The 21343-nt window shown below is 68.5% G+C and carries 21 protein-coding genes and 3 pseudogenes; 16 read left to right on the forward strand and 8 right to left on the reverse strand.

Features of this window, described 5'->3' with window-relative positions; translation table 11 throughout:
• The first annotated feature begins 146 nt into the window (after positions 1–146).
• Positions 147–1298 (forward strand): GGDEF domain-containing protein, encoded by a 1152-nt coding sequence (locus J7U37_RS06505; RefSeq protein WP_247635181.1) that lies wholly within the window; start codon positions 147–149, stop codon positions 1296–1298.
• Positions 1299–1363: 65 nt separating this feature from the next.
• Here the strand turns inward: J7U37_RS06505 and J7U37_RS06510 are convergent, their stop codons facing one another.
• Positions 1364–1696, reverse strand: coding sequence for a hypothetical protein (locus tag J7U37_RS06510; RefSeq protein WP_247635182.1), 333 nt, complete (start codon positions 1694–1696; stop codon positions 1364–1366).
• A gap of 8 nt (positions 1697–1704) precedes the next feature.
• Complete coding sequence (locus J7U37_RS06515; RefSeq protein ID WP_056185710.1) at positions 1705–1887, reverse strand: hypothetical protein; 183 nt, start codon at positions 1885–1887, stop codon at positions 1705–1707.
• A gap of 83 nt (positions 1888–1970) precedes the next feature.
• Between J7U37_RS06515 and J7U37_RS06520 the strand changes: the two genes are divergently transcribed.
• On the forward strand, positions 1971–2243 hold the full coding sequence (locus J7U37_RS06520; RefSeq protein ID WP_247635183.1) for a hypothetical protein: 273 nt from the start codon (positions 1971–1973) through the stop codon (positions 2241–2243).
• Between the two features lie 122 nt (positions 2244–2365).
• Here the strand turns inward: J7U37_RS06520 and J7U37_RS06525 are convergent, their stop codons facing one another.
• Together J7U37_RS06525 and J7U37_RS06530 are read right to left on the reverse strand one after the other, a co-directional pair.
• Positions 2366–2707, reverse strand: coding sequence for a hypothetical protein (locus J7U37_RS06525; RefSeq protein WP_056185717.1), 342 nt, complete (start codon positions 2705–2707; stop codon positions 2366–2368).
• Positions 2708–3203: 496 nt separating this feature from the next.
• A complete protein-coding gene (locus tag J7U37_RS06530) occupies positions 3204–3593 on the reverse strand; it encodes a transposase (RefSeq protein WP_247635184.1) in 390 nt (129 codons plus the stop codon).
• 249 nt (positions 3594–3842) lie between these two features.
• Between J7U37_RS06530 and J7U37_RS06535 the strand changes: the two genes are divergently transcribed.
• The 9 genes from J7U37_RS06535 (at position 3843) to J7U37_RS06575 (ending at position 13916) form a co-directional block, all read left to right on the forward strand.
• Positions 3843–5069 carry a transporter substrate-binding protein gene (locus tag J7U37_RS06535; protein WP_056485251.1) on the forward strand — a complete coding sequence of 409 codons (1227 nt, stop codon included), beginning with the start codon at positions 3843–3845 and terminating at the stop codon, positions 5067–5069.
• 4 nt (positions 5070–5073) lie between these two features.
• Positions 5074–6699, forward strand: coding sequence for an urea ABC transporter permease subunit UrtB (gene urtB, locus J7U37_RS06540; protein ID WP_247635185.1), 1626 nt, complete (start codon positions 5074–5076; stop codon positions 6697–6699).
• Positions 6696–7856: an urea ABC transporter permease subunit UrtC gene (gene urtC, locus J7U37_RS06545; protein ID WP_247635186.1), complete on the forward strand. Its 1161-nt coding sequence runs from the start codon at positions 6696–6698 to the stop codon at positions 7854–7856. Before urtB ends, urtC begins: the two co-directional genes overlap by 4 nt.
• Positions 7853–8563 (forward strand): ATP-binding cassette domain-containing protein, encoded by a 711-nt coding sequence (locus J7U37_RS06550; protein WP_247635187.1) that lies wholly within the window; start codon positions 7853–7855, stop codon positions 8561–8563. The genes urtC and J7U37_RS06550 overlap by 4 nt, the downstream gene beginning before the upstream one ends.
• Positions 8560–9279, forward strand: a complete 720-nt coding sequence (urtE, locus tag J7U37_RS06555) for an urea ABC transporter ATP-binding subunit UrtE (protein WP_247635188.1) — start codon at positions 8560–8562, stop codon at positions 9277–9279. The genes J7U37_RS06550 and urtE overlap by 4 nt, the downstream gene beginning before the upstream one ends.
• Before the next feature lie 22 nt (positions 9280–9301).
• Positions 9302–10288, forward strand: a complete 987-nt coding sequence (locus J7U37_RS06560) for an acetamidase/formamidase family protein (protein ID WP_056185732.1) — start codon at positions 9302–9304, stop codon at positions 10286–10288.
• A gap of 169 nt (positions 10289–10457) precedes the next feature.
• Positions 10458–10676 (forward strand): hypothetical protein, encoded by a 219-nt coding sequence (locus J7U37_RS06565; protein WP_056185735.1) that lies wholly within the window; start codon positions 10458–10460, stop codon positions 10674–10676.
• Between the two features lie 35 nt (positions 10677–10711).
• The gene (locus J7U37_RS06570; protein ID WP_247635189.1) at positions 10712–10894 is read left to right on the forward strand and encodes a hypothetical protein; all 183 of its coding nucleotides are present in this window, start codon (positions 10712–10714) and stop codon (positions 10892–10894) included.
• 409 nt (positions 10895–11303) lie between these two features.
• On the forward strand, positions 11304–13916 hold the full coding sequence (locus tag J7U37_RS06575; protein ID WP_247635190.1) for a family 16 glycosylhydrolase: 2613 nt from the start codon (positions 11304–11306) through the stop codon (positions 13914–13916).
• Positions 13917–14115: 199 nt separating this feature from the next.
• Here J7U37_RS06575 and J7U37_RS06580 read toward each other — a convergent pair whose 3' ends face one another.
• Positions 14116–16242 (reverse strand): family 16 glycosylhydrolase, encoded by a 2127-nt coding sequence (locus tag J7U37_RS06580; RefSeq protein WP_247635191.1) that lies wholly within the window; start codon positions 16240–16242, stop codon positions 14116–14118.
• Between the two features lie 638 nt (positions 16243–16880).
• Between J7U37_RS06580 and J7U37_RS06585 the strand changes: the two genes are divergently transcribed.
• The 5 genes from J7U37_RS06585 to J7U37_RS06605 all read left to right on the forward strand — a co-directional run bounded on the left by J7U37_RS06585 (position 16881) and on the right by J7U37_RS06605 (position 20059).
• Positions 16881–17063 carry a hypothetical protein gene (locus J7U37_RS06585; protein ID WP_056181925.1) on the forward strand — a complete coding sequence of 61 codons (183 nt, stop codon included), beginning with the start codon at positions 16881–16883 and terminating at the stop codon, positions 17061–17063.
• A gap of 387 nt (positions 17064–17450) precedes the next feature.
• Complete coding sequence (locus tag J7U37_RS06590; RefSeq protein WP_247635192.1) at positions 17451–17687, forward strand: DUF2171 domain-containing protein; 237 nt, start codon at positions 17451–17453, stop codon at positions 17685–17687.
• A 324-nt stretch (positions 17688–18011) separates the two neighbouring features.
• On the forward strand, positions 18012–18260 hold the full coding sequence (locus tag J7U37_RS06595) for a hypothetical protein (protein ID WP_056485231.1): 249 nt from the start codon (positions 18012–18014) through the stop codon (positions 18258–18260).
• 451 nt (positions 18261–18711) lie between these two features.
• Positions 18712–18909: a hypothetical protein gene (locus tag J7U37_RS06600; RefSeq protein ID WP_247635193.1), complete on the forward strand. Its 198-nt coding sequence runs from the start codon at positions 18712–18714 to the stop codon at positions 18907–18909.
• A gap of 160 nt (positions 18910–19069) precedes the next feature.
• Positions 19070–20059, forward strand: coding sequence for an AraC family transcriptional regulator (locus J7U37_RS06605; protein ID WP_247635194.1), 990 nt, complete (start codon positions 19070–19072; stop codon positions 20057–20059).
• A gap of 43 nt (positions 20060–20102) precedes the next feature.
• On the opposite strand, the pseudogene J7U37_RS06610 reads toward J7U37_RS06605, so the two are convergent.
• From J7U37_RS06610 to J7U37_RS06620, 3 pseudogenes are all read right to left on the reverse strand, one after another.
• Positions 20103–20693 (reverse strand): annotated as a pseudogene (locus tag J7U37_RS06610) (transposase); the annotation flags it as partial.
• Between the two features lie 147 nt (positions 20694–20840).
• Positions 20841–21149, reverse strand: a pseudogene (locus J7U37_RS06615) (integrase core domain-containing protein); the annotation flags it as partial.
• A gap of 82 nt (positions 21150–21231) precedes the next feature.
• A pseudogene (locus tag J7U37_RS06620) lies at positions 21232–21343 on the reverse strand (IS630 family transposase); the annotation flags it as partial.

The following is a 21343-nucleotide window of genomic DNA, read 5'->3' on the forward strand; positions in this document are numbered from 1 at the left end:
GGTCGCCGCGGTGGGCGCGCCGGTGAAGGAGAGTGTGGCGTGAATCTTAACCGAACCGGGCGATCAAGCCTGCGGGGACCGGCGGCGGGGGGCACTGCGGAACCCTCTCCGACGCCGATCGCCGTTCGCGAATGCCAGGTCCTTCGATGCACACCGATGCCCGGTCGTTCAGCCTCCCGTCCTGGCGCCTCACGCGCTGGCTGACGGATGCGGGTCCCGACGTTCCCCTCGAGATCCGCGCGGCCCTGATCCGCAGCCTGTTCGGCACGTTTCCGATCTTCGCCGGCGGCGTTCTCAACACGATCGCGGTCTCGACCCTGGTGGCGCTCCGGCTGCCCCGGCCGGAATTCCTGATCTGGTGCGCCCTCGAATACACCATCTGCCTCACGCGCCTCGTCGTGCTGGTGATCGCCCAGCGTGCCGCGACCGCGCGGCGCCGGACACCAACGGATCTCTACCTGGTGCTCGGGCTCGCCTGGGCGGCCAGCGTCGGCTACGGCACCCTGATCAGCCTGATCAGCGGCGACTGGGTGGTGGCGACCCTGGCCTGCCTCTCGGCGGCCGCCATGGTGGGCGGCATCTCGTTCCGCAATTTCGGGGCGCCGCGCCTCGCCGGCGCGATGATCGTGCTGACGCTGGGCTGCTGCTGCCTCGCCGCGCCGTTCACCGGCGAGCCGATCCTGCTCATCACCTTCCTGCAGATCCCGTTCTACCTCGCCAGCATGAGCGCGGCGGGCTTTCGCCTGAACAAGCTGCTGGTGGCGACCATGCGGGCCGAGCGCGAGAACGCCTTCCGGGCCCATCATGACATCCTGACCGGCCTGCCCAACCGGGCCGGACTGGCGGAGGCGATCGAGGCGCGCGGCGATGCCCCGAAGGCGCTGCTCTACCTCGACCTCGACGGCTTCAAGACCGTCAACGATACCCACGGGCATGGGGTCGGCGACGCTCTGCTGCAATCCGTCGCCGATCGCCTGCGGGCGGGCACGGGGCCGGGCGACGTCGCCGCCCGGCTCGGCGGCGACGAGTTCGTCGTCCTGGCCGACGGCCTCGCCCCCTCGGCGCTGATCGGTTTCAGCGAGGCGATCGCGGCCCGGATCTCGGAGCCCTATGCGCTGGAGGGCGGCCGGACGGCACGGATCGGCGTCAGCATCGGCATCGCCCTGGCGCCCGAACACGGCACCGACCTGCCGCGACTGCTCTCCGTGGCGGACAAGGCCCTCTACGAGGCCAAGGCCCAGGGCAAGGCCCAGGGTGAATCCCGCTGTGCCATCGCACCACTGACGCGGGCCGCCTGAAGGAGGGCCGCTTCGAGGGATGGCGTCGGCGTGAAACCACCGAACGGATGCGCCCGCCGGTTCGCCTACGCGCCGGACCCGGATGGCGGCAGGCCCTGCTCGGGGGTCGGCACCACGCCGAGGCCGCCGGCCGCATCCGGCGGGGCGGCACCGAGACGGCGCAGCAGGGCTTCGTAAGTCTGGACGGCCGGGCCATCGGGCTGGCGTTCCCGCGTGACCTCCAGGAGCTGGCGGACATCCGCGGCGAACCGGCGCTTGGCCTCGTCGCCGCCCGGGACCGTTTCGAACAGCCGGCCGATGGCGACCTCGTACAGGCCGGTCAGAAGTTCAAGCTTCTGAACTTCGAGCTCTCGAACCTCGCGCTCTCGCCCCTGGGGCGTCTGGACATCGTCCGCCATCGTCGGGATCAGGCCTGCCGTTCGAGCTGCTTGGCCAGCCGCTGAGCCTTGAGCCGCTCCGTCTTCTCGTCGCGCGCCTGGAGCGATTCCCGCAGTTCGGACCAAGCCGCCTCGGCGACGCGGTCGCGCTCGGCAAGCTTGGCCGCCTTGGTCTCGATGCGGTCGACGACGTGGCTCGGCGGTGTCGGCATGGGCGCTCCTCATTCCTGCTCCCAGGGAAGATAGGGCAGCGAGCGCCGAAGTCTGCGTTTCGTGGTCAAGTCTGGGTTTCGTGGTGACGTCTGCGGTCGGTGTTGCGGAAAGGATTCATCAACGCTGCGGCGCCCGCGTGTCGGAACAGTCCGGAGCGGGCAGGATTTCTCCGATCATGTCGGATCGTGTCACGTCAGAGCTGGAAGTGGTCGTCGCTCGCCTGAGGGCGGAGCAGGACGTTCTGCTGCTGGACGCCGAGGCCGACGAACGGCCCCCCTGTCAGGCCGTCCTCCAGCGGATCGTCGAACTGGAGACGAAGATCCAGTCGGTCGAAGACCTGATCGAGGATCGCTGAGGCCAAGGCGTCGACCGACCGAACCCGCCGCGGCCGGAACCGGGCGGGCGTGAGAAGGCCAAAGCTTGATCAGGTTACGGCTCGATCGGGCTACGGCGCGATTGGGCTACGGCGCGATTGGGCTACGGTTTGGGCTTGATCATTTCGTAGCCCATGCGCTTCTCGCCGTTGAAGGCCCAGATGCTCTTGTAGCCACCCGCGTCGTCCTCGACGAGAAGTGCCGTTCCACTGGTGCCGTCGCTGGTGAAGCTCGCCGCCATGATCCGGGCGTCCCCCACGGCGTAGCCGGTGTACTTGTCGCCGGCAATGTTCCAGCTCAGCTTGAAGGTGTCTTTGCTGGTCTGGACGATGATCAGCGTACCGGAATATTCGGTGTCCGGCTCTCCGTTGCTGCCCTTGACGCTGTAATTGCCGGCGCCGCCTGCCAGAGCAGGCAGACTCGCGCACAGCGCGAGGCCGAACACAGCCGATGTGCAGATCCTCGATGCAAATCTCTTCATGATAGCGATGCCCCCGATGACGTTGATCTTGTACGCCCGAATTTTCGGGCTCCCGGACTTACGCGGCTGGACTTAACAAACCGAACGCCTGAGCCACGGCGACGCCATCGGTCCGGGTTCCGCCGGGTCTTCGCTGCCGCTTCGATTCTGAGGTGGCCGCCACCGACACGGAGCCCACGGGAGGAAACTACGCCAGCAACCCGTCCGGCGCCCGGCGCTGCGCCGGCGCGGCCGTGATCTTCGTCATCAGGCGGATCAGGTTCTCGGCCGATGCGTGGCCGGACGCCTGTTCGGCCCCGGCACCCGGCGTGGGTCACCCTCCCGGGCGGTGCCGTCTCGCCCGGATGGCACGTCCGGGAGCTTCGGACCTATCCGGTCCGCATCACCGGCATGAGAATCGACGTGTGGATCGATGGGGGCCGCTGAGGCCTGCCCATCGCGGCGCCTCGTCCGTTCATCGTCAGTGCGCGGTCCTGAGACCGGCATAGCGCCCGACCGAGGCGTGACTGCCTCTGAAGCGGGGCGGTGTCATGACCGATGCGGGCAGCCCGGCCGATGCAGCCAGCCCGGTCGACGGCGGCTGCGTTCTCCCGGCGCGCTCTCCCGGAACCGAGGCGAGCAGCGCACGCCGCAGAGCCGTCACCTCGCTGCGCAGCCGTGCATTCTCGCGCTCGACCTCTCCGAGGTGCAGGACGCCGGCCGGCGGCAGACCCCCGAAACGTCGGCGCCAGCGGTAGAAGGTCCCGACCGAGACATGCGCGGCGGCGCAGATCGCCGGGATGGCCGTTCCGTTCTCCGCCTCCCGCAACAGGAAGGCGATCTCTTGATCGGTATGTCGGGATCGACGCATGCGCAGGAGCCAATCGAGTCGGTATCCGGGACGGCCTCCAGCAAGAAACGAACCGTCGGTCGCTCGACGCGCAAAGGTGTGCCGTCCGGCCGATTGTGCAACTTTTGACGTTTGTCGCACCCGGGCGCACTCACCTTGAGCGGAACGCCTGGGTTTTACGCAAGGCACGGGCGCCGTGCAGCCTATTTGGCCTTCCTCCTCACGCCCTCAGCTCGGACAATCGCGGCGTCACGGAACGAGGCGAGAGCGATGGTCGAATTCACGAGACGCAGCCTTCTGGGAACGGCGGCGGCCCTGGCCGCCCCGGCCCTCATCCGGCCGGCCTGGGCCGCCGACACGGTCAAGCTCGGTTGCCTGTTCTCGTCCTCGGGCACCATGGCCAACATCGAGGGCCGCCTGAATCACGTGGTGCGGATGGCGGCCGAGGGTCTCAACGCCAAGGGCGGCGTCAACGGCCGGCGCATCGAGGTCGTGACCTCGGACCCGGCCTCCGACTGGCCCCTCTACGCGCAGATCGGCCGGCAGATGCTGCAGCAGGAAAAGGTCGCGGCCCTGTTCGGCTGCTGGACCTCCGTCTCGCGCAAATCCGTCCTGCCGGTGGTGGAGCAGAACGACGGGCTGCTGTTCTACCCGCTGCACTTCGAGGGCGACGAGAACTCGAAGAACATCGTCTACGTGAACTCGCCCCCGGCAAGCTCGGTGCTGCCGGCGGTCGATTACCTGATGGGGGCCGAGGGGGTCGGCGCCAAGCGCTTCTTCATGATCGGCTCGGACTACGTCTGGCCGCGCACCATCAACAAGCAGCTCAAGGCCTACTGGACATCCAAGGGCGTGCCCGAAACCGCGTGGCGCGAGGAATACGTGCCGCTGGGCTTCTCCAACTTCCAGACCCTGGTGAACCAGATCCGCAGCTTCGCCGCGCAACCCGGTGGGCAGCCCATCGTGGTGCTCACCGTGGTCGGCTCGTCGATTCCCGATTTCCTGCGCGAATTCGCCAACCAGGGCATCCGCGCCACCGACGTGCCGATCCTCGGCCTCGACATGGTGGAGGCCGACCTCGAGGGCCTCGATACCGCGCCGCTGGTCGGCCACCTCAATTGCTGGGCCTATCTCCAGGCCGCCAAGGCCGAGGCCAACACCCGGTTCCTGTCCGAATGGGCGGCCTACGTGAAGGCCAAGTCCGTGCCCTTCAGCGCCGACACCGTCATCGACCCGATGGTCTCGGCCTATGACAGCGTCCAGCTCTGGGCGCTCGCCGCCGCCAAGGCCGGCAGCTTCGACGTGCCGGAGGTGCGCAAGGCCTTCCCGGGCCTCAGCTTCGCCGATCCGTCCGGCTACACCCTGACCATGGGGGCCGAGAACAACTACGTCGCCCGCGGGGTCTTCATCGGCTCGGTCAACGAAAAGCAGGGCTTCGACATCCTCTGGCAATCGCCCGACGCCCCCAAGCCCGTGCCGTTCAGCCCGTATGGTTGAGGGGGTGAGACGGCTCGGTCTCGTCGCCCTCCTGGCGTGGGGCGCAAGCCTGGTGATGCCGCCGGCCCTCGCGGCGGATGCGCCGCTCGAGCGCGGCCCCTTCGCCGCAGCCCTGTGCGGGGACGGCGCGGCGCAGACGAAGGCCGTCGAGGCGTTCCTGCACCGCGCCGCGGAGGTGGAGGCCGCCGAGATCTCCTGGGCCGGCGCGGCCTTGCGCGCGCTCCTCGACCGGCGCCTCGCCTGCCTCGGCGAGACCGCCCTGCTGCTCGACCGTGCCGGCGCCGCCGAAGGCGTCGAGGCCACCACCGGGACGGCGCGTCCGGCCGCGGGCGGGCGCTCCCCGGTGCTCGGCCTGCGCCAGCGCGCCCTCGTGGAGACCGCCTCCGGGGCGGCGGCCCTGCTGACCGGGCCGAGCGTCGAGGCGCGCCGGGCCGGCCTGTCCATCCTGGAGCGCCGCATCGGCGCCGTGCCGGAAGCGTTCCTCCTGCGCGCGGCCTCCGCCGAGACCGATCCCGGCCTCAGGGCCAGCCTCGCGGCCGTCGCGCAATCCGCCGCCCTGTCGTCGCCGGACCCGGCGCGCCGCCTCGCGGCGATCCGGGCCGTCTCGGAGGCGCCCTCGGGCGCGGCGTTCTCGCGGCTCTCCGCCCTCAAGACCGACGCGGCCTACGGCAGCGATCCCGCCTTCCGCAGCGCCCTCGACGCCGCCCTCGCCCGGGTCGAGCGGGCCGTGTCCATCGGCAACGGTCTCGCCGTGCTCTACAACGGCCTGAGCTTCGCCAGCATCCTGTTCATGGCGGCCGCCGGCCTCGCCATCATCTTCGGGCTGATGGGCGTCATCAACCTCGCCCAGGGCGAGTTCATCATGATCGGCGCCTACGCCACCTACGGCGTGCAGGAGGTCCTCCGGCGTCTCGCCCCGGCTTGGCTCGACGCGTACCTGCTGGCCGCGATCCCGGTGGCGTTCCTGGCCTCGGCGGCGGTCGGCATCGCCATCGAGGCGCTGATCCTGCGCCACCTCTACCGGCGCCCGCTGATGAGCCTGCTCGCCACCTGGGCCGTGAGCCTGTTCCTCATCAACGGGGTACGGGTCGCGGTCGGATCGCAGAACCTGCAATTCGCCATGCCGTCCTACGTCAGCGGCGGCGTGCCGCTCTATGCCGACTTCGTGGTGACCTGGAACCGCCTCTTCGCCATCGCCTTCGCGGTCGCCACCCTGGCGCTGACCCTCGTGATCCTGAAGCGGACGCCGCTCGGGCTCGACATCCGCGCGGTGACGCAGAACCGCGACATGGCCGCCTGCCTCGGCATCCGCACCCGGCGGGTCGACCGGCTCGCCTTCGGCTTCGGCTCGGGGCTGGCCGGCCTCGCGGGCGTCGCCCTCTGCCCGATCTACAGCGTGAATCCCGGCATGGGCGCGAACTTCATCGTCGACAGCTTCATGGTGGTGGTGCTCGGCGGCGTCGGCACCGTCGCGGGCACCCTGGTGGCGGCGCTCGGCATCGGCAGCGCCAACGTGCTGATCGAGCCGCTCTACGGGGCGGTCGCCGCCAAGGTGATCGTGCTCGCCGGCATCATCCTGTTCCTGCAGCGCCGGCCCGAGGGCCTGTTCGCCCTCAGGCGCCGGCGATGAGCGGCGCCGTGGACCTGTCGCCGCGTGTCCCGGCCGTCCGGCGGATCGGCCCCGCTCTGGGACGCGACCCGCTGCTGGCGAGCCTCGTCGTCCTCGTGCTGGCGGCGGCCCTCGGCCTCGTGCTGCTCCAGCCCGCCCCCTACCTGGTCAACATGGTCGGGCAGCTCGCGGCCTTCGCCATCCTGGCCGTCTCCCTCGACCTCGTCTGGGGCTATCTCGGCATCCTCAGCCTCGGGCACGGGCTGTTCTTCGCCATCGGCGGATACGTCTGCGCCATGCACCTGCTGGCCCATGCCTACGCGGTCACCGGCACGGCACCGGACCTGATGCAGTTCATGGGCTGGAAGAGCCTGCCGGCCTACTGGACCGGCCTGACCAGCGCGCCCTACGCCCTGGTCCTGGCGCTGGGTCTGGCGGCGGCCGTCGCCTTCGTGTTCGGCCTTGCCTCGTTCCGCTCGCGGGTGAACGGCGTCTACTTCTCGATCATCAGCCAGGCGCTGGTCTACGTCGCCATGCTGCTGATGTTCCGCAACGATACCGGGCTCGGCGGCAACAACGGCATGACGGGTTTCTCCGTCCTGTTCGGCTGGCCGATGGGCAGCCCCGGCGTGGTCACGGGCCTCGCGGTGGCGGCCCTTCTGACCCTGGCGGGCGTGCTCGTCGGTGCCAAGGTTCTCGTGGCGAGTCCGATCGGCCGCCGCATGCTCGCCTGCCGGGACGACGAGGCGCGGCTGCGCACCCTCGGCTACAGCACCACCCGCCTGAAGCTCGGCATCTGGTGCCTCTCGGCCGTCATCGCGGCGCTGGCCGGCCTCCTCTACGTGCCCCAGGTCGGCATCATCAATCCGCGGGTGCTGAGCCCCGACCTGTCCATCGAGATCGCGGTCTGGGTCGCCATCGGCGGCATGGGCCGGCTCGGCGGCGCGGTGATCGGCGCCGTGGCGGTGAACGCCCTGAAGTTCTGGCTCAGCGCGGCGATGCCGGAGGCCTGGCCCTTCATCCTCTCGGGCCTCGTCCTCGCGGTGGTGCTGGGCCTGCCCAACGGGCTGCTCGACCTCGCCGCGCTCCGGCTCCGGCCCGCATCGCTCAAGCAAACAGGGCTTCGGCCCACATCGCTCAAGCCCACATGGCTTCGACGCGGAGGCGGGCTTCGATGAGCGCCCTCGTGGTCGACAGCCTCTCCGTGGTGTTCGGGGCCTTTCGCGCCCTCGATGACCTGTCGCTCGCCGTCGATGCCGGCGAGGTCCGGGCGGTGATCGGCCCCAACGGCGCGGGCAAGACCACGCTGCTCGATGCCATCACGGGGATCACCCGGCCGCGATCCGGGCGCATCGTCCTCGGCGACGGTCTCGATCTCACCCAGCACGGGGAGGCCGCGATCGCCCGGGCCGGCGTGCGGCGCAAGTTCCAGAAGCCGAGCGTCTTCCCGGCCCTGACGGTGCGCGAGAACCTGAGCCTCGGCTGCGGTCCCGGATGCCCGCCGGGCGCGCAGGCGGACCGCATCGCGGCGGCGCTCGCGGAGACCGGCCTGGAGGCCCGGGCCGGTGCGCTGGCCGGTGCCCTGGCGCATGGGGAGAAGCAGTGGCTGGAGATCGGCATGGTGCTGGCCTCCGAGCCGCGCGTGATCCTCCTCGACGAGCCGGTGGCGGGCCTGTCGGATGCCGAGACGGCCCGGACCGCCGAACTCATCGCCACCCTGCGCCGGTCCGATCGCGCCATCCTGGTGATCGAGCACGACATGGCCTTCGTCGAGGCGGTCGCCGACCGGGTGACGGTGCTGCACGAGGGCCGCACCCTGTTCGAGGGCGGCATGGCCGCCGCCCGGGCCGATGCCCGCGTGATCGAGGTGTTCCTCGGCCGATGAGCACGCCCTGTCCCCCCCGCCCGGCCGGCCTCGCGGTCTCGGGGCTCGACCAGCATTACGGCAGCGCCCAGGTGCTGCGGAACGTCGACCTCGCCGTCGCGCCCGGAGCCTGCCTCGCCGTGCTCGGCCGCAACGGCGCCGGCAAGACCACGCTGCTGCGCTGCCTGACCGGGCTGATCCCGGCGAGTGGCGGGACGATCCGTCTCGACGGCGCCGACATCACGCGCCTGCCCTCCGACCGGCGCGCCCGCGCGGGCCTCGCCATCGTGCCCCAGGGCCGCGAGATCTTCGCCGACCTCACCGTGGCGGAGAATCTGCGCGTCGCCGCGCGCGCGCACGGGCTGGAGGGCGGCGACGCCGTCGACGAGGCGATCGCCCTGTTCCCCGCCCTGCGCGACCTCTGGCATCGACCGGGTGGAAACCTCTCCGGCGGCCAGCAGCAGCAGCTCGCCATCGCGCGCGCGCTGGCGACGCGGCCGCGCGTCCTGCTCCTCGACGAGCCGACCGAGGGCATCCAGCCCTCCATCGTCTCGGCCATCGAGGGCGTGATCGCGGGTCTCAAGGGCCGGATCACCGTGGTGCTGGTGGAGCAGTACCTCGATTTCGCGATCCGCCTCGCCGATGCCTTCGTGGTGCTCGCGCGCGGAAGCGTGGTCGAGCATGGCAGCCGCGAAACCCTGAACCACGACGCCGTCTCGCGTCACATCACCGTCTGATCCGACACAGCAAGGACCCCGCATGTCGCAGCACCACGAGATTCCCGCGACCCCCGAAACCATGGCGCTGGGCTACTTCGACGCCGCCCTGCCGCCCGTCCTGGAGATCGCCTCCGGCGATACCGTGACGCTGCACTCGTTTCCGGCCGGCGGCCGGGAATCCCTGCACCCCGATCCCGCCCGCGTGCCGGCCGATTATCGCCTCGCCCTCGACACGCTCGCGCAGGGACCCGGCCCCCACTTCGTCACCGGGCCGGTCCATGTGCGCGGGGCGGAGCCGGGCGACGTGCTCCAGGTCGAGATCCTGGACCTGAAATTCCGCATGGATTGGGGCTTCGTGGCGATCCTGCCGCTCCTCGGCACCCTGCCGGACGAGTTCACCGACTACGAGACCATCCACCCCGACATCGATGTGGCCCGCGGCGTCGCCGTGCTGCCCTGGGGTACGGAGCTGCCCCTCGATCCGTTCTTCGGCATCATGGGCACGGCGCCCCCCGCCGCCTGGGGCCGGGTCGGCACCCCGGTCCCGCGCGGGTTCGGCGGCAACATGGACAACAAGGAACTCAAGGTCGGCACCACCCTCTACCTGCCGGTCTACAATCCGGGCGCCGGCTTCTATGCGGGCGACGGCCACGGCGTGCAGGGCGACGGCGAGGTCTGCATCACCGCCCTCGAAACCGGCTTGACCGGCACCTTCCGCCTCACCGTGCGCAAGGACCTCGGCTATGCCTGGCCCTTCGCCGAGACGCCCACCGACCTGATGTCGATCGGCCTGCACGAGAGCCTCGACGAGGCGATGCGCCAGGCCGTGCGCGAGATGGTGCGGCACGTCTGCGATCGCACGAGCCTCACCCGCAACCAGGCCTACATGCTGTGCTCGCTCGCCGGAAACCTGCGCATCACCCAGACGGTGGACGGCAACAAGGGCGTGCACATGCTGATGCCGAAGAGCGCTCTCGCGTCGCCGGGGGCGTCGCCCGCGCCGACGCAGGCCGCGCCGAAGGGCTGAGCCGTCGAGGCCGGAAGCTCCCCTGCACGCGCCTCATCCTTGCACGCGACTCACCTGTGCATGCGCGGTCGCCGGGTCGCGCATGATGCGGTGAGAAGGAGGGACCGGCTCGGGACCGGATGGCCTCGGCGCGCGTTAGATCTGCATTCAGCCCCGCGAGAGAGCCCCGATGCAGACGAACCGACTGGCCGAGACCGAAGCGGTTCTGGCGCGCACCGATCAGGCCTGGCGTTCCGAGATGACGCGTCTCTACGGTCCGGACGGCGTGCTCCGGTTCGGCTACAGCCAGGAGGGGCGCGGCGCCGACGGCACGCCCGTGCGCCGGGCCTACGAGGCGCGCCGGCATGCGGTCGCGCTCTGGCGGCATGAGCGGCGGGTCGAAGCCTAGATCGCCCGGCGGGATTCTGGGAGCGTGCCGCGCCGATGGGGATGATGTCCGTCCTCGCCCTGTGGTCCGCGTACTGGGCGGCGATGTTCGCCCAGGTCGCCTATCTGCGATCCCTGGACGACGGCGAGGGCGTTTCCGGATTCTCGTTCCTGTCGAAAAGCCTTCTGGTCCTCGGCGCAGCTCTGTTCCTGCTGGGCAGAGGGAGCGTGACCACGTGAGTCTCACCGGTCGGCCGAGCGATTGCGCCGGCCTCTGATCCGGCTGGACGGAACCGCCGGACACCGGTCCCCGATCTGTCATGCGGGCGAGGGCGGTCGCCCCGTTGGCGCCCCGGATGCGCCCGATCTCCAGCGAAGCGTCACGCCGACGATCAAGGCCGCTTCGGGGACGATCCTCGCCCTCTCGCCTCGGGATGGAACCGCTGACGGAAGGCCATCCGCCAAAGGCCACCCTTGCCCCTGAGTTTTTGAGCGAAATGGTTCGATTAATTTGTCGGCCTAGCGGTACTCTTCTTTAACGAGATAAATACTCTGCCGATTCAGACGATGGAACCAAAGGCAGTATTTGCTCTGTATTAACTTAGCCGTTCTCATCATCCGCCATCGATCGCAAGAAAGTCAGCGACCCATGGCGGACACGGCATTGTTTTCGGCTCAGTACACCTCCGGCACCGCAGGTGCGGATCGGATCGACCTCTCGTCGCGCGGGACGCGCGCACAACTGATTGCCGGCCAGGATGGTGATGACATCATCATTGGTGCATCAGGCAACGATACCATCAACGGTGGCGCCGGAAACGACATCATGACCGGCGGGCTCGGCGTCGACACCCTGACGGGCGGAGCCGGGGCCGACCGCTTCGTGTTCAGCAAGGCGGATCTCGCCGGTACGGCCACCCTGACGGGCGCCGCCCTCGACCGGATCACCGACTTCGAGGGCGCCGGCGCCGCGGGCGGCGACATGGTGGTCTTCCGCGGCTTTGCCGCCAATGCCAACGTGGTCGAAATCGCCCGGCAGGGCGCGCTGCACACCTACGAAATCCGCGAGCACGGCGTCGCCGTCGGCCGCTTCACCGCTGTCCATGCCGGGGAGGCGCTCAAGTCAGGCGACTTCGTGTTCGAGGCGTCGGAGGCGTCCGTGGTCAAGCCTTCTCCGGAAGCGCTGATCACGCCGGCGGCGTCGAGCACGCTCGCGCCGGTGGTTTCCGCAACCGCACCGGTCAGTTCGAGCAGCGGCCCGATCGCACCCCTGGCGGCCCAGTACACCGCCGGCACCGCGGGTGCGGATCGGATCGACCTCTCCTCGCGCGGGACGCGGGCGCAGCTCATCGCCGGCCAGGACGGTGACGACATCATCATCGGGGCGTCGGGCAACGACACCATCAACGGCGGCGCCGGCAACGACATCATCACCGGCGGGCTTGGCGTCGACCTGCTGACGGGCGGGGCCGGAGCCGACCGCTTCGTCTTCAGCAAGGCGGATCTGGCCGGCACGGCCGGCCTGACGGGCACGGCCCTCGACCGGATCACCGACTTCCAGGGGGCCGGCGCCGCCGGCGGGGACACGCTGGTGTTCCGCGGCTTTGCCGCCGATGCCAACGTGGTCGAGATCGCCCGTCAGGGCACGCTGCACACCTACGAGATCCGCGAGCATGGCACGGCCGTCGGCCGCTTCACCGCCGCGCATGCCGGGAACGCCCTCACGTCAGGCGATTTCGTCCTGGAGGATTCCGTGGCGCCCGAAACGCCGCCCGTAGTCGTTGCGCCCCCCGCGCCGCAGCCTCCCGAAGTGGCCCTACCGCCGGCGCCCCCGGAGCCGCCCGTCGTCACCCCGCCCGTCGTCGACCCGCCTGTGGTCGTCGCTCCACCCGTCGTGGTGAACGAGCCGGCGCGGGCCAGCGTGGCACCGACGAGCACGATCAAGGCCAACAATGCCGTCCAGGCCCTCAGCGGCACGGCCGGGCACGACGACATCTGGGGCTGGGACAAGGGCAATGCTGTCCTGACCGGCGGCGCCGGCGACGACACCTACCACATCTGGCAGTCGAGCGATCAGGTCGTCGAGGCGCCCGGCGGCGGCGTCGACACGGTCATCATTGCCTGGCGCGACTACACCCTGCCGGACAACGTCGAGAACCTGATCTTCAGCAACGCCAAGAGCGGCACCGGCAACAGCCTCAACAACATGATCACCGGCGATGGCGGCGCCCAGACCCTCAACGGCAAGGCCGGGAACGACATCCTGACCGGCCGCGGCGGGGCCGATATCTTCGTCATCGCCAAGGGCGAGGGCAGCGACATCATCACCGACTTCGCCTCCGGCGTGGACAAGGTCCGCATGGAGGGGGTCAACCTGCACAGCTTCGCCGAGCTGAAGATGGCGGCCAGTCAGGTCGGGTCGGACACCGTCATCGCGCTCGGCGGCGGCGAGACGCTGACCTTACAGAACGTGGCGCTCACGAACCTCAAGGCCGGCGATTTCGCCCTGCCGGCGGACCCGTCGCATCCGGGCATGACGTTGAGCTTCGCCGACGAGTTCAACACCCTCAGTGCTTCGGCCAATGGCCAAGGCACGGTGTGGAAGAGCGCACTTGGCGTCGGCACCAGCCAGGATCGGACCCTGGGGTCGAACCACGAGGCGCAGTACTACTCGGACAGCTCGGTGGGCACGAACCCGTTCTCGGTCTCGAACGGCGTCCTGAGCATCACGGCGGCTCCGGATCACGACGGCAACCCGCTGGGCCTGGCCTACACCTCGGGCGTGCTCACCACGGCCAAGTCGTTCGCCCAGACCTACGGCTATTTCGAGATGCGCGCCGAGCTGCCGGCGGGCCAGGGCATGTGGCCGGCCTTCTGGCTGCTGAACGCCGACGGGACGTGGCCGGCCGAACTCGACGTTCTGGAGTTCCTGGGCCACGACAAGGACACCGCCTACGCCACGGCGCATTCCTCGATCGGCGGTCATACCCTGACGAGCATGCCGGTGCAGACGGAAGACCTGACGGAGGGCTTCCACACCTTCGGCGTCAACTGGCAGAAGGACACGCTGGAATGGTACATCGACGGTGCGAAGGTGGCCGAGACGGCAACGCCGGCCGACATGCACAAGCCGATGTACATGGTCGTCAATCTGGCGGTGGGTGACACCGGCAGCTGGCCGGGCAAGTACGACGCCTCCATGCCGACCACGCACCTCGACGTCGATTACGTCCGGGTCTGGGCCAACGACGCCATCCACTGAGATCCTCGCGCTCGACGCCCCCGATGCGCGAACCGGCGCGGTTCCCGCGCCGGGACCGGTATCGGCGGGCGGTCTCCGTCTGCCGGTGGGATCGGTGCAGCGCTGCGCCCGTGACGCTGGAAACGCAAGACGGCTCCGACGCAGGACGCGCCGGAGCCGGTCAGGTCGCTCTCGCGCGAGAGCAGGGTGAGGAGCAGGGTCAGACGATCAGGATGTGCCCGGCATCGAGGGTCGACAGGCTGAGGTTCAGAAGCTCCATCGTGTCCGAGCCATGCGTGATCACCACGTCGTCGATCGCGCCGTCATGATCGGCATCGACGAGGTGGCTTGCGGATTGGACGGCCGCGACGCTGGTGAAATCCGCCTTGGAGATGCGGAGCAGGTCCTTGTCGGAGCCGGAACCGCCCTGGAAGTCGAGCACCCGGTCGTGGCCCGACCCGAACACGAAGATGTCCGAGCCCGCGCCGCCCTTCAGCACATCGTTGCCGGCGCCGCCGTCGAGGGTCTGACGCCCGGCACCGCCCTGGATGACGTTGTCGAGGCTGTTGCCGGTGGCCGTGGTGTTGGCACCGAACGCGAACAGGTTCTCGACATTGGCGGCCAGGGTATGGTTGGCATAGGCGATGACCGTGTCGGTGCCGCCGCCGCTGCTCTCCACCACCTTGTCCTTCGAGACGTAGTAGGTGTCGTCGCCGGCGCCGCCCGTCAGCGTGGAGGTGCCGTTGCCTCGGAGCGCATCGGCGCCCGATGTGCCCGTGAGGGTCTGGTAGCTTCCGCTGGCGACGAAGCCCTTGGTCGCGACAGCGCTCTCGTAGAGGGGCTTATCCTCGGCATTGAGCGCGAACAGGGTGCCGCCGGTCGGGCTCTTGTCCGGAGAGGAGGGGGCGGGCGTCGGGGTGACCGGAGTTGTCGGGGCGGCCGCGGTGCCGTCACCGGAATAGACGTGGATGTAGTCGATCTGCATCTTGGACGGAAACGTCGTCGTGGCGTCCGGATTGCCCGGCCAGGTCCCACCGACCGCGAGATTGGCGACCATGTACATCGGCTTGTGCATGTCGGCCGGGGTGGCGATCGAGGCGACTTCCAGGCCGTCGAAGTACCAGCGGATGGTGTCCTTCTCCCAGTCGACGCCGTAGGTGTGGAAGCCCTTGGTCATGTCGGCGACGGTCGAGCCGATCGAGGTTTCGACCAGCGATCCCGTCTGCATCGATCGAAGCGTGGTCACCAGCGAGGTCGGCTTGCTTCCGACCACCTCCATGATGTCGAGCTCGGGGGGCCAGGTGCCATCCTGCGGCATCAGCCAGAAGGCCGGCCACAATCCCTGCCCGGCAGGAAGCTGGGCGCGCATCTCGAAATACCCATAGGTTTGGGAAAACGATTGATGCGACTGGATCATGCCGGACGTGTAATTGTAATTATTGATATAGGGCTTGATCGCGGCCGGAGCTTTCGCGGCAGTGATTTCAAGGACGCCGTTGTTGATCGTCCAGGGCTTGACCGAAGCGGTCGGCGTATAGTTGCTGTTGATGTACCATTCCAGCTCTTTGTTGCCGGCCAGTGTGCTGCCGTTGACGTTGAGCGAAGACCCTGCCTGGGTCGTCTCCCAGGTCCCCGACTTGCCGTTCCACAAGCTGAGGCTGTTGAACTCGTCCGCGAAGGTCAGGGTGCGGCCCGCGGTCGATACCGGAAGCTGGAAATCGTCCGCGGTGAAGTCTGCAATCTTGTGGTTGCGGAAGATGAGCGCCTCGCTCCCGCTCAAGGCCAGCTTGACGTCCGATCCGACCTGCGACATGGCCGACTTCACCTGGGCGAAGCTCGTCAGGCTGTAGCCGTCGAGCCGCGCCAGGTCGCCGGCCCCGCTCGTCTGGAAATCGACGATCACATCGCTGCCGTCGCCCTTCGTCACCAGGAAGGTGTCGCGCCCGCCGCCGCCGATCAGGACGTCGTTGCCCAAGCCGCCGTCGATCGTCTGGGCGCTGCTGTCGCCGCGGATGATGTTGGCGAGGCCGTTGCCCTCGACGCGGGCGATGCCGTTGATGTTCAGATTCTCGATGTTGTCGGCCAGGACGTAGTCGCGCCACCAGGTGGTCACGGTGTCGACGCCGCCCCCGGCCGCTTCGATGGGCTTCGTCTTCAGGTCGGGCAGCGCGTAGCTGTCGTCGCCTGCCCCCCCGGCCAGCGATGACACGGTGTTGGCCTTACCGGAAAGCGAGTCGGCGCCGCTGGTGCCGTTGAGGGTCTGACCGCCATAGGAAGTGGTGAACCACTTCGCCGGAGATGTACTGTCTCTCAGTGCAACACCAGATGAATTGAGCCAACTTGCCATACAACCTCACAATAGTGGTGAACGAATACGCAGGTCCAGGTCACGGATACGCGCTCAAAATGGCTAACAAACGATTGATGGTGCGATCAAGGTCGCTGTTCCTAAAAGGGCACACCCCCGCGGGAATCTGAGTGTCGAACAGCGGCTAAGCCTTCGTCGGACGCGAAGGGTCGTGCCGGCTCGGACGGGCGGGTCGCAAGCGCCATCGCGGCGGCCTCCCGCGTCACCTCCAAAGGCGCCCGCACGGCTCGAGCGGTTCCGGCGGCCGCCCGCGATGTCGTCGGCGACGCCGGCCGCCAGCGCGCGGCGCATGCGAAGGCCGATTTGAGGGGGCGGCCCGGCGGGGGAGGGGCCTGCCGGGCCTGCCGGCGATCGCCCGGTGCCGGCGCGGCCGATTCGGCGGCCGGACCTCGGGCCTCGATGCCTGCCCCCGCGGGGCCGGCCCCGGCACTCCGAAGCCCGACGAAGGTCGCCGCTGCGGCCTCCGTCCGGGTTGTACGGCACGTCCGCAGCCGGGGGCGACAGGGGATGTCCGACAATTCCAGGGGCCCGCGCAGGCAAACGGCAGCTTGGGACTTTCGGTTTGGCGTGAACCGTCCTCCCCGAAGGCCGTTTTCACCTCCACAGGAGGGACCGTCATGACCGTCGTCGCGTCGAACAAGATCTGGCTGGAGGGCAGTGCCGCGCGGAGCGAGGGCCAGCCCGTCTCCGCCAACCCGTATCCGGCGGGATCGCAGGAGAGTGCGGACTGGCTGGAAGGGTACACGACCGTCGAGGCCGAGCAGCTCGTGGCCAGTCCCGAGCCTGGCGAGAACATCTAGCCTTCGGCGGATCGGTCGCCGTTGCGGTTCGATCAACGAACGCAACGGCGCCGATGCAACGCGCGATCGCAGAAGGACCGCTCGACCCGAGGGCGGGACCGGTCCGCCTGGGCGATCCCCCGAACCGATGCAGGGCGCCGTCCCGGCTTGCCGCGCACCTGCGATCTGCCTCTTCCCGGCCGAAATCTCCCGTCCCGTGCCCGATCACGCGCCGCTGCGCGGCGGCTCGCAGGCCTCACGCTGACCGTCGCGGTCGCGAAATCGGCGGGGCGGAGACCCCTTCCCGCACCGCGCGAAAGTTCCTCCACAGCTCGGAAACATGCTTCGGACCCGTTTGGTCGGACGCGCGTTCGCTGCTCACCAGCGTTTGGATAGAGGAACACCGCCATGACCGACACCAGTCAGATCCAGGAGCACATGCCCGTCGTCGGCTCCGATGGCGGACATGTCGGAACCGTGGATCACCTCGACGGGCAACGCATCAAGCTCACCCGCACCGATCCCGAGGCTCAGGGCCGGCATCACTTCATCCACATCGACTCGATCGCCGCCGTCGAGGGCGGCGAAGTTCGGCTGAATCGCACGACCGCGGAAGCCAAGGATGAGTGGGGCACGGCCGAGTAACACGATCCTGTCCCAGGGTAGGGAGCCGATGGCCCCCTACCCGCATGAGCGACGGACGGCTTATCGCCTGGTCCCGCAAAGTATTTTTGCGAAGTCCGAAAAGCTAATTTTTGGGCAGCATTGCTGATTTTGGGCGGCCTGCACTCAGGACATGTCTTTCTTCGGTCATCATTGGCCCCGTGCCCTTGCAAAGCTGCGATATAGTGGTCACCGGACGGCGGGCGGGCATTATGCTGCGTTGCAAAATCGGCAAACCGCAGCGCACAAAAATGTGGTTCAATCTCTTCAACGGCGGCCCCTTGCCAGCCGATCAGGAGATTTCCCATGCGCGTCGCTCGCCTTCTCACCCTGACCGTTCTCGCGTCGGTGTCCTTCGCCGGCGGTGCCGCCCAGGCGGGTGAAGCCCTCTACCTGACGCCTCCGCTGTTTCGCGAGCAGGTGCGTGAAACCCAGCAGGTGCGCAGCGTCAGCGACCTGACCACCACGCCTCAGCCGACCGCTTCGGCCGGGCCTGCGGCGACGCCGCGGAGCGCGCAGGCGGCGGGAGAGGTGGAAACGACCGGCTCTTTCTGAAGAAGACCGACGGCGTCGACCCTGCGGGTTCGCCGCTGACCGCCTCGAACCGGGCTCATCGAGCGATTCCCGCGGGGATCTTCCTTAGTGAGCCGGTTTCGTTTTCGGGCCGGCATCGGTCCGGTTCTGGCAGGTATCCCCGTGAGCCTGTCGCGATGATCCCACCCCCAAGCGCCGCGCGCATTCGGGACCGCCTCGTCCCCATCCGTGGCGGTCCACCCGGTCCCGAGTTCGGAATGCCAAGTTCGGAATGCCAAGTTCGGAATGCCAAGGGCCGGAAGGGACGTTTCGGCGTGTCGGTTCGGCGTGAACGTGGAATCCCGGACGGGCTGCTTGGCCCGAGGCGCCGGGTTAGGATTAACGATATCTTAAACCCGTCATCGACCTATGCTCGGATCTGTGATGTTCTGAAACGAGCAGACAATCGCGCGCGTGTTGGCGAGGACCCATCGTGATTCCCGACGAAGATCCCCTCTGGTACGATCGCGAGGAATCCGAGCCGCCGATGCAACGATTGGCGCTGCTGTGCGGCCTGGTCCTCGTGTCCCTGGCCTGCGTCCTGTTCTTTCCGCTTCGCCTGTGGGAGAAATTCAAGAGGGGCGTCGTGGTCGCCTTTCGGGATGTGGAGCCGGTGTCCCGCAGGCCTTGAGCTTCCGGCGACGGGCCGGCGCGGCGCCGTTCGATCCGCCATCCCCGACCTCGCAGGGCTCAGCGTCCCGCCCTCCGTCCTGATCTGCGCCCGCAGGTCTGATCCGAGGGCTCCACGAGGCGGATTCTTGCGCGGGCGCGGAGCGGGCAGGAGGGTAGGAATGGTGGATCGCGCTTCGGCTTATCCGTCCGCAAGGCAGCCGCAGCGTCGGCTCGCCGCCCATATCGACTCCCTGCGGCAACTCCAGGCCTTCAACGATCGCGGCGGGATCCCGGTCCATTTCGACGTGATGCGCTCGATCGCGCCGGAGATCGAGATCGACGGGCGGGTCGACGCGTGCATGAGCCTGTGGGCGACCCACACGATCAGCGGCTTCGTCACCAAGCCGAAATACGACGCGGCCGTGATGACGTTCCGCTTCGTCACGCGCGGCCACGTCACCTACCGCCACCGCGCCGGCAATTCGATCGGAACACCGACGCACGCGACCCTCGTGGGATTCGAGGATCTGCGGGAAGTTCAGGCCTCGGGCAGCTTCAGCGCCCTCAGCGGGACGATCGCCGTCGAGACCCTGACGGCCGCCGACGCGGCCCTGATGGGTGATTCCCGCGGCCTGTCGTCCCTCGCGCCGGTCGCCGACATCGCGACCCCGGGCATGAAGGCCCTCGCCTGCTCCCTGCGCGAGATCCAGCGTCGGGTCCAGGAGGCCGATCCGGCGTGTGACTACGTCCTGCCCCTGGTTCAGGAAATTCTGAGCTATCAGCTGCTCTCGGCCTGGCCGAAGCGGGTGGAGCCGAAGGTTTGCGACAGGGTCGACGTTCCGTCCCGCAGCCTCCGGATGGCGCTCGACTATATCGAGGCGAACCTGTCCGGCCCCCTCACCTTGGCGGACATTGCGGCCGCCGCCGGGATCAGCGTCCGCGGCCTGCAGACCCGGTTCCGCCGGGACGTGGGACAGACGCCATTTCAATTCCTCATCGATCAGCGCCTGAAGCGGGTCCATCAGGATCTGATCAGCGCGCGCAATGCCGCCCTTCCGGTGGCGGTGATCGCGAAGCGCTGGGGCTTCGCCCACATGAGCGACTTCGGCCAGCGTTACCGGCGGCTCTACGGGTGCACGCCCTCCGAGACCCGTCGCTCGACTGCCTAGAGGCTATTCCTGAACGGGCCGCGGGTTCAGTGGCCTGTTCGTGCATGAGGCAGGCGAAGGCGACTCTGGGAGGTTTGCTCGCGTGCTGGGATCGCGCTCGTCATCCTTGACGAGGCGGCGAAAGCACGTGGCCCAGGCGAAGGAGCGCTCGACGACCCCCCCGGCGCGGCAGCAGGACGAAGCTGCGCTTGGTCTCCGGCGGTTTCGCGACCTCCCGTTCGATCCCGTGGGCGCGGGCGGCCTTGGCCGACTTCTCAGCCGTCCGGCCCGCTCGCCGCTCTCGGGTGAGGAGCGCAGGGTCCGGCTGTCGAGGATGGCCGAACGCGGCTCGGGCGAACGTCCGGAGGCCAGACGCAGAAGGGCCCGCAGATCCGCGGCCGGTTGCTCGAAGCACCCGGCCGCCAGCCAGCGCTGCGCCTGCTGGTAGACGGCCTCCCAGGGCGGAAGGTCGTTGGGGCATCCACCGCCACGGCGCGCCCGTCTTCACCACATCGCGCAGCCCGTTGACCACCGCGCGCAGGCTGTGCTCACGCTGTCCCGCATCCGCGCGCAGCAGCATCAGACAGGGGGGGGCGACCAGCGCCCATTCGTCATCGGAGACGTCGGACGGGTAGGCTTTGCGTGAAGAGGTCATGCCCCTTCATCTGGAATCCAGCCGTCATAGGTCCATAACAGCCTCTAAGACTAAATCTGAGACAAACAAACCGATGGGGGTCATGTGAGCCAAACAATCCACGCGCTCTATGTTCCGCCTGAAACGTACGAACTTCAAATATCCATCCTAGGTGTTCAGTCCCGAGGTGAGGTGGGTCGGATCGTATCTGAACCGGTCCGGATCGTCTGCCCAGGCTCGGCAGGTCGCTTCGTATGGCGTGAGGCCGCGTAAGGTCTTGAGTCGCCGGGCGAAGTTGTAGGCATCCAGGAAGGCGGCGAGGTGTTCCCGCAGTTGGTCGTGGCTGTCGTAATGGTAGCGCTTGACGGTCGCCTCCTTGAGGGTCCGGTTCATGCGCTCGACCTGGCCATTGGTCCACGGGTGGTTTGGCTTGGTGAACCGATGCTCGATGTCGTGCGCCCGGCAGATCTGGTCGAAGCGGTTGACGCGGTACAGGGCAGTCGGGCCTCGGATGCCTTTGACCCAACTTGATCGGGCGCAGCTCTAGAGCGGTTTCCACCTACTCCGGATCGTAACCGGCGGCAGCGAAGTAGTTTGCGCACTCGGTTGGGGTGAAGGCGTCGAGCAGATTGCCGACGACAGTCCAGAGCCGATCGACCGTGCGCTCGGCC

This window comes from Methylobacterium sp. 37f (assembly GCF_023093475.1).
Classification (GTDB): Bacteria; Pseudomonadota; Alphaproteobacteria; order Rhizobiales; family Beijerinckiaceae; genus Methylobacterium.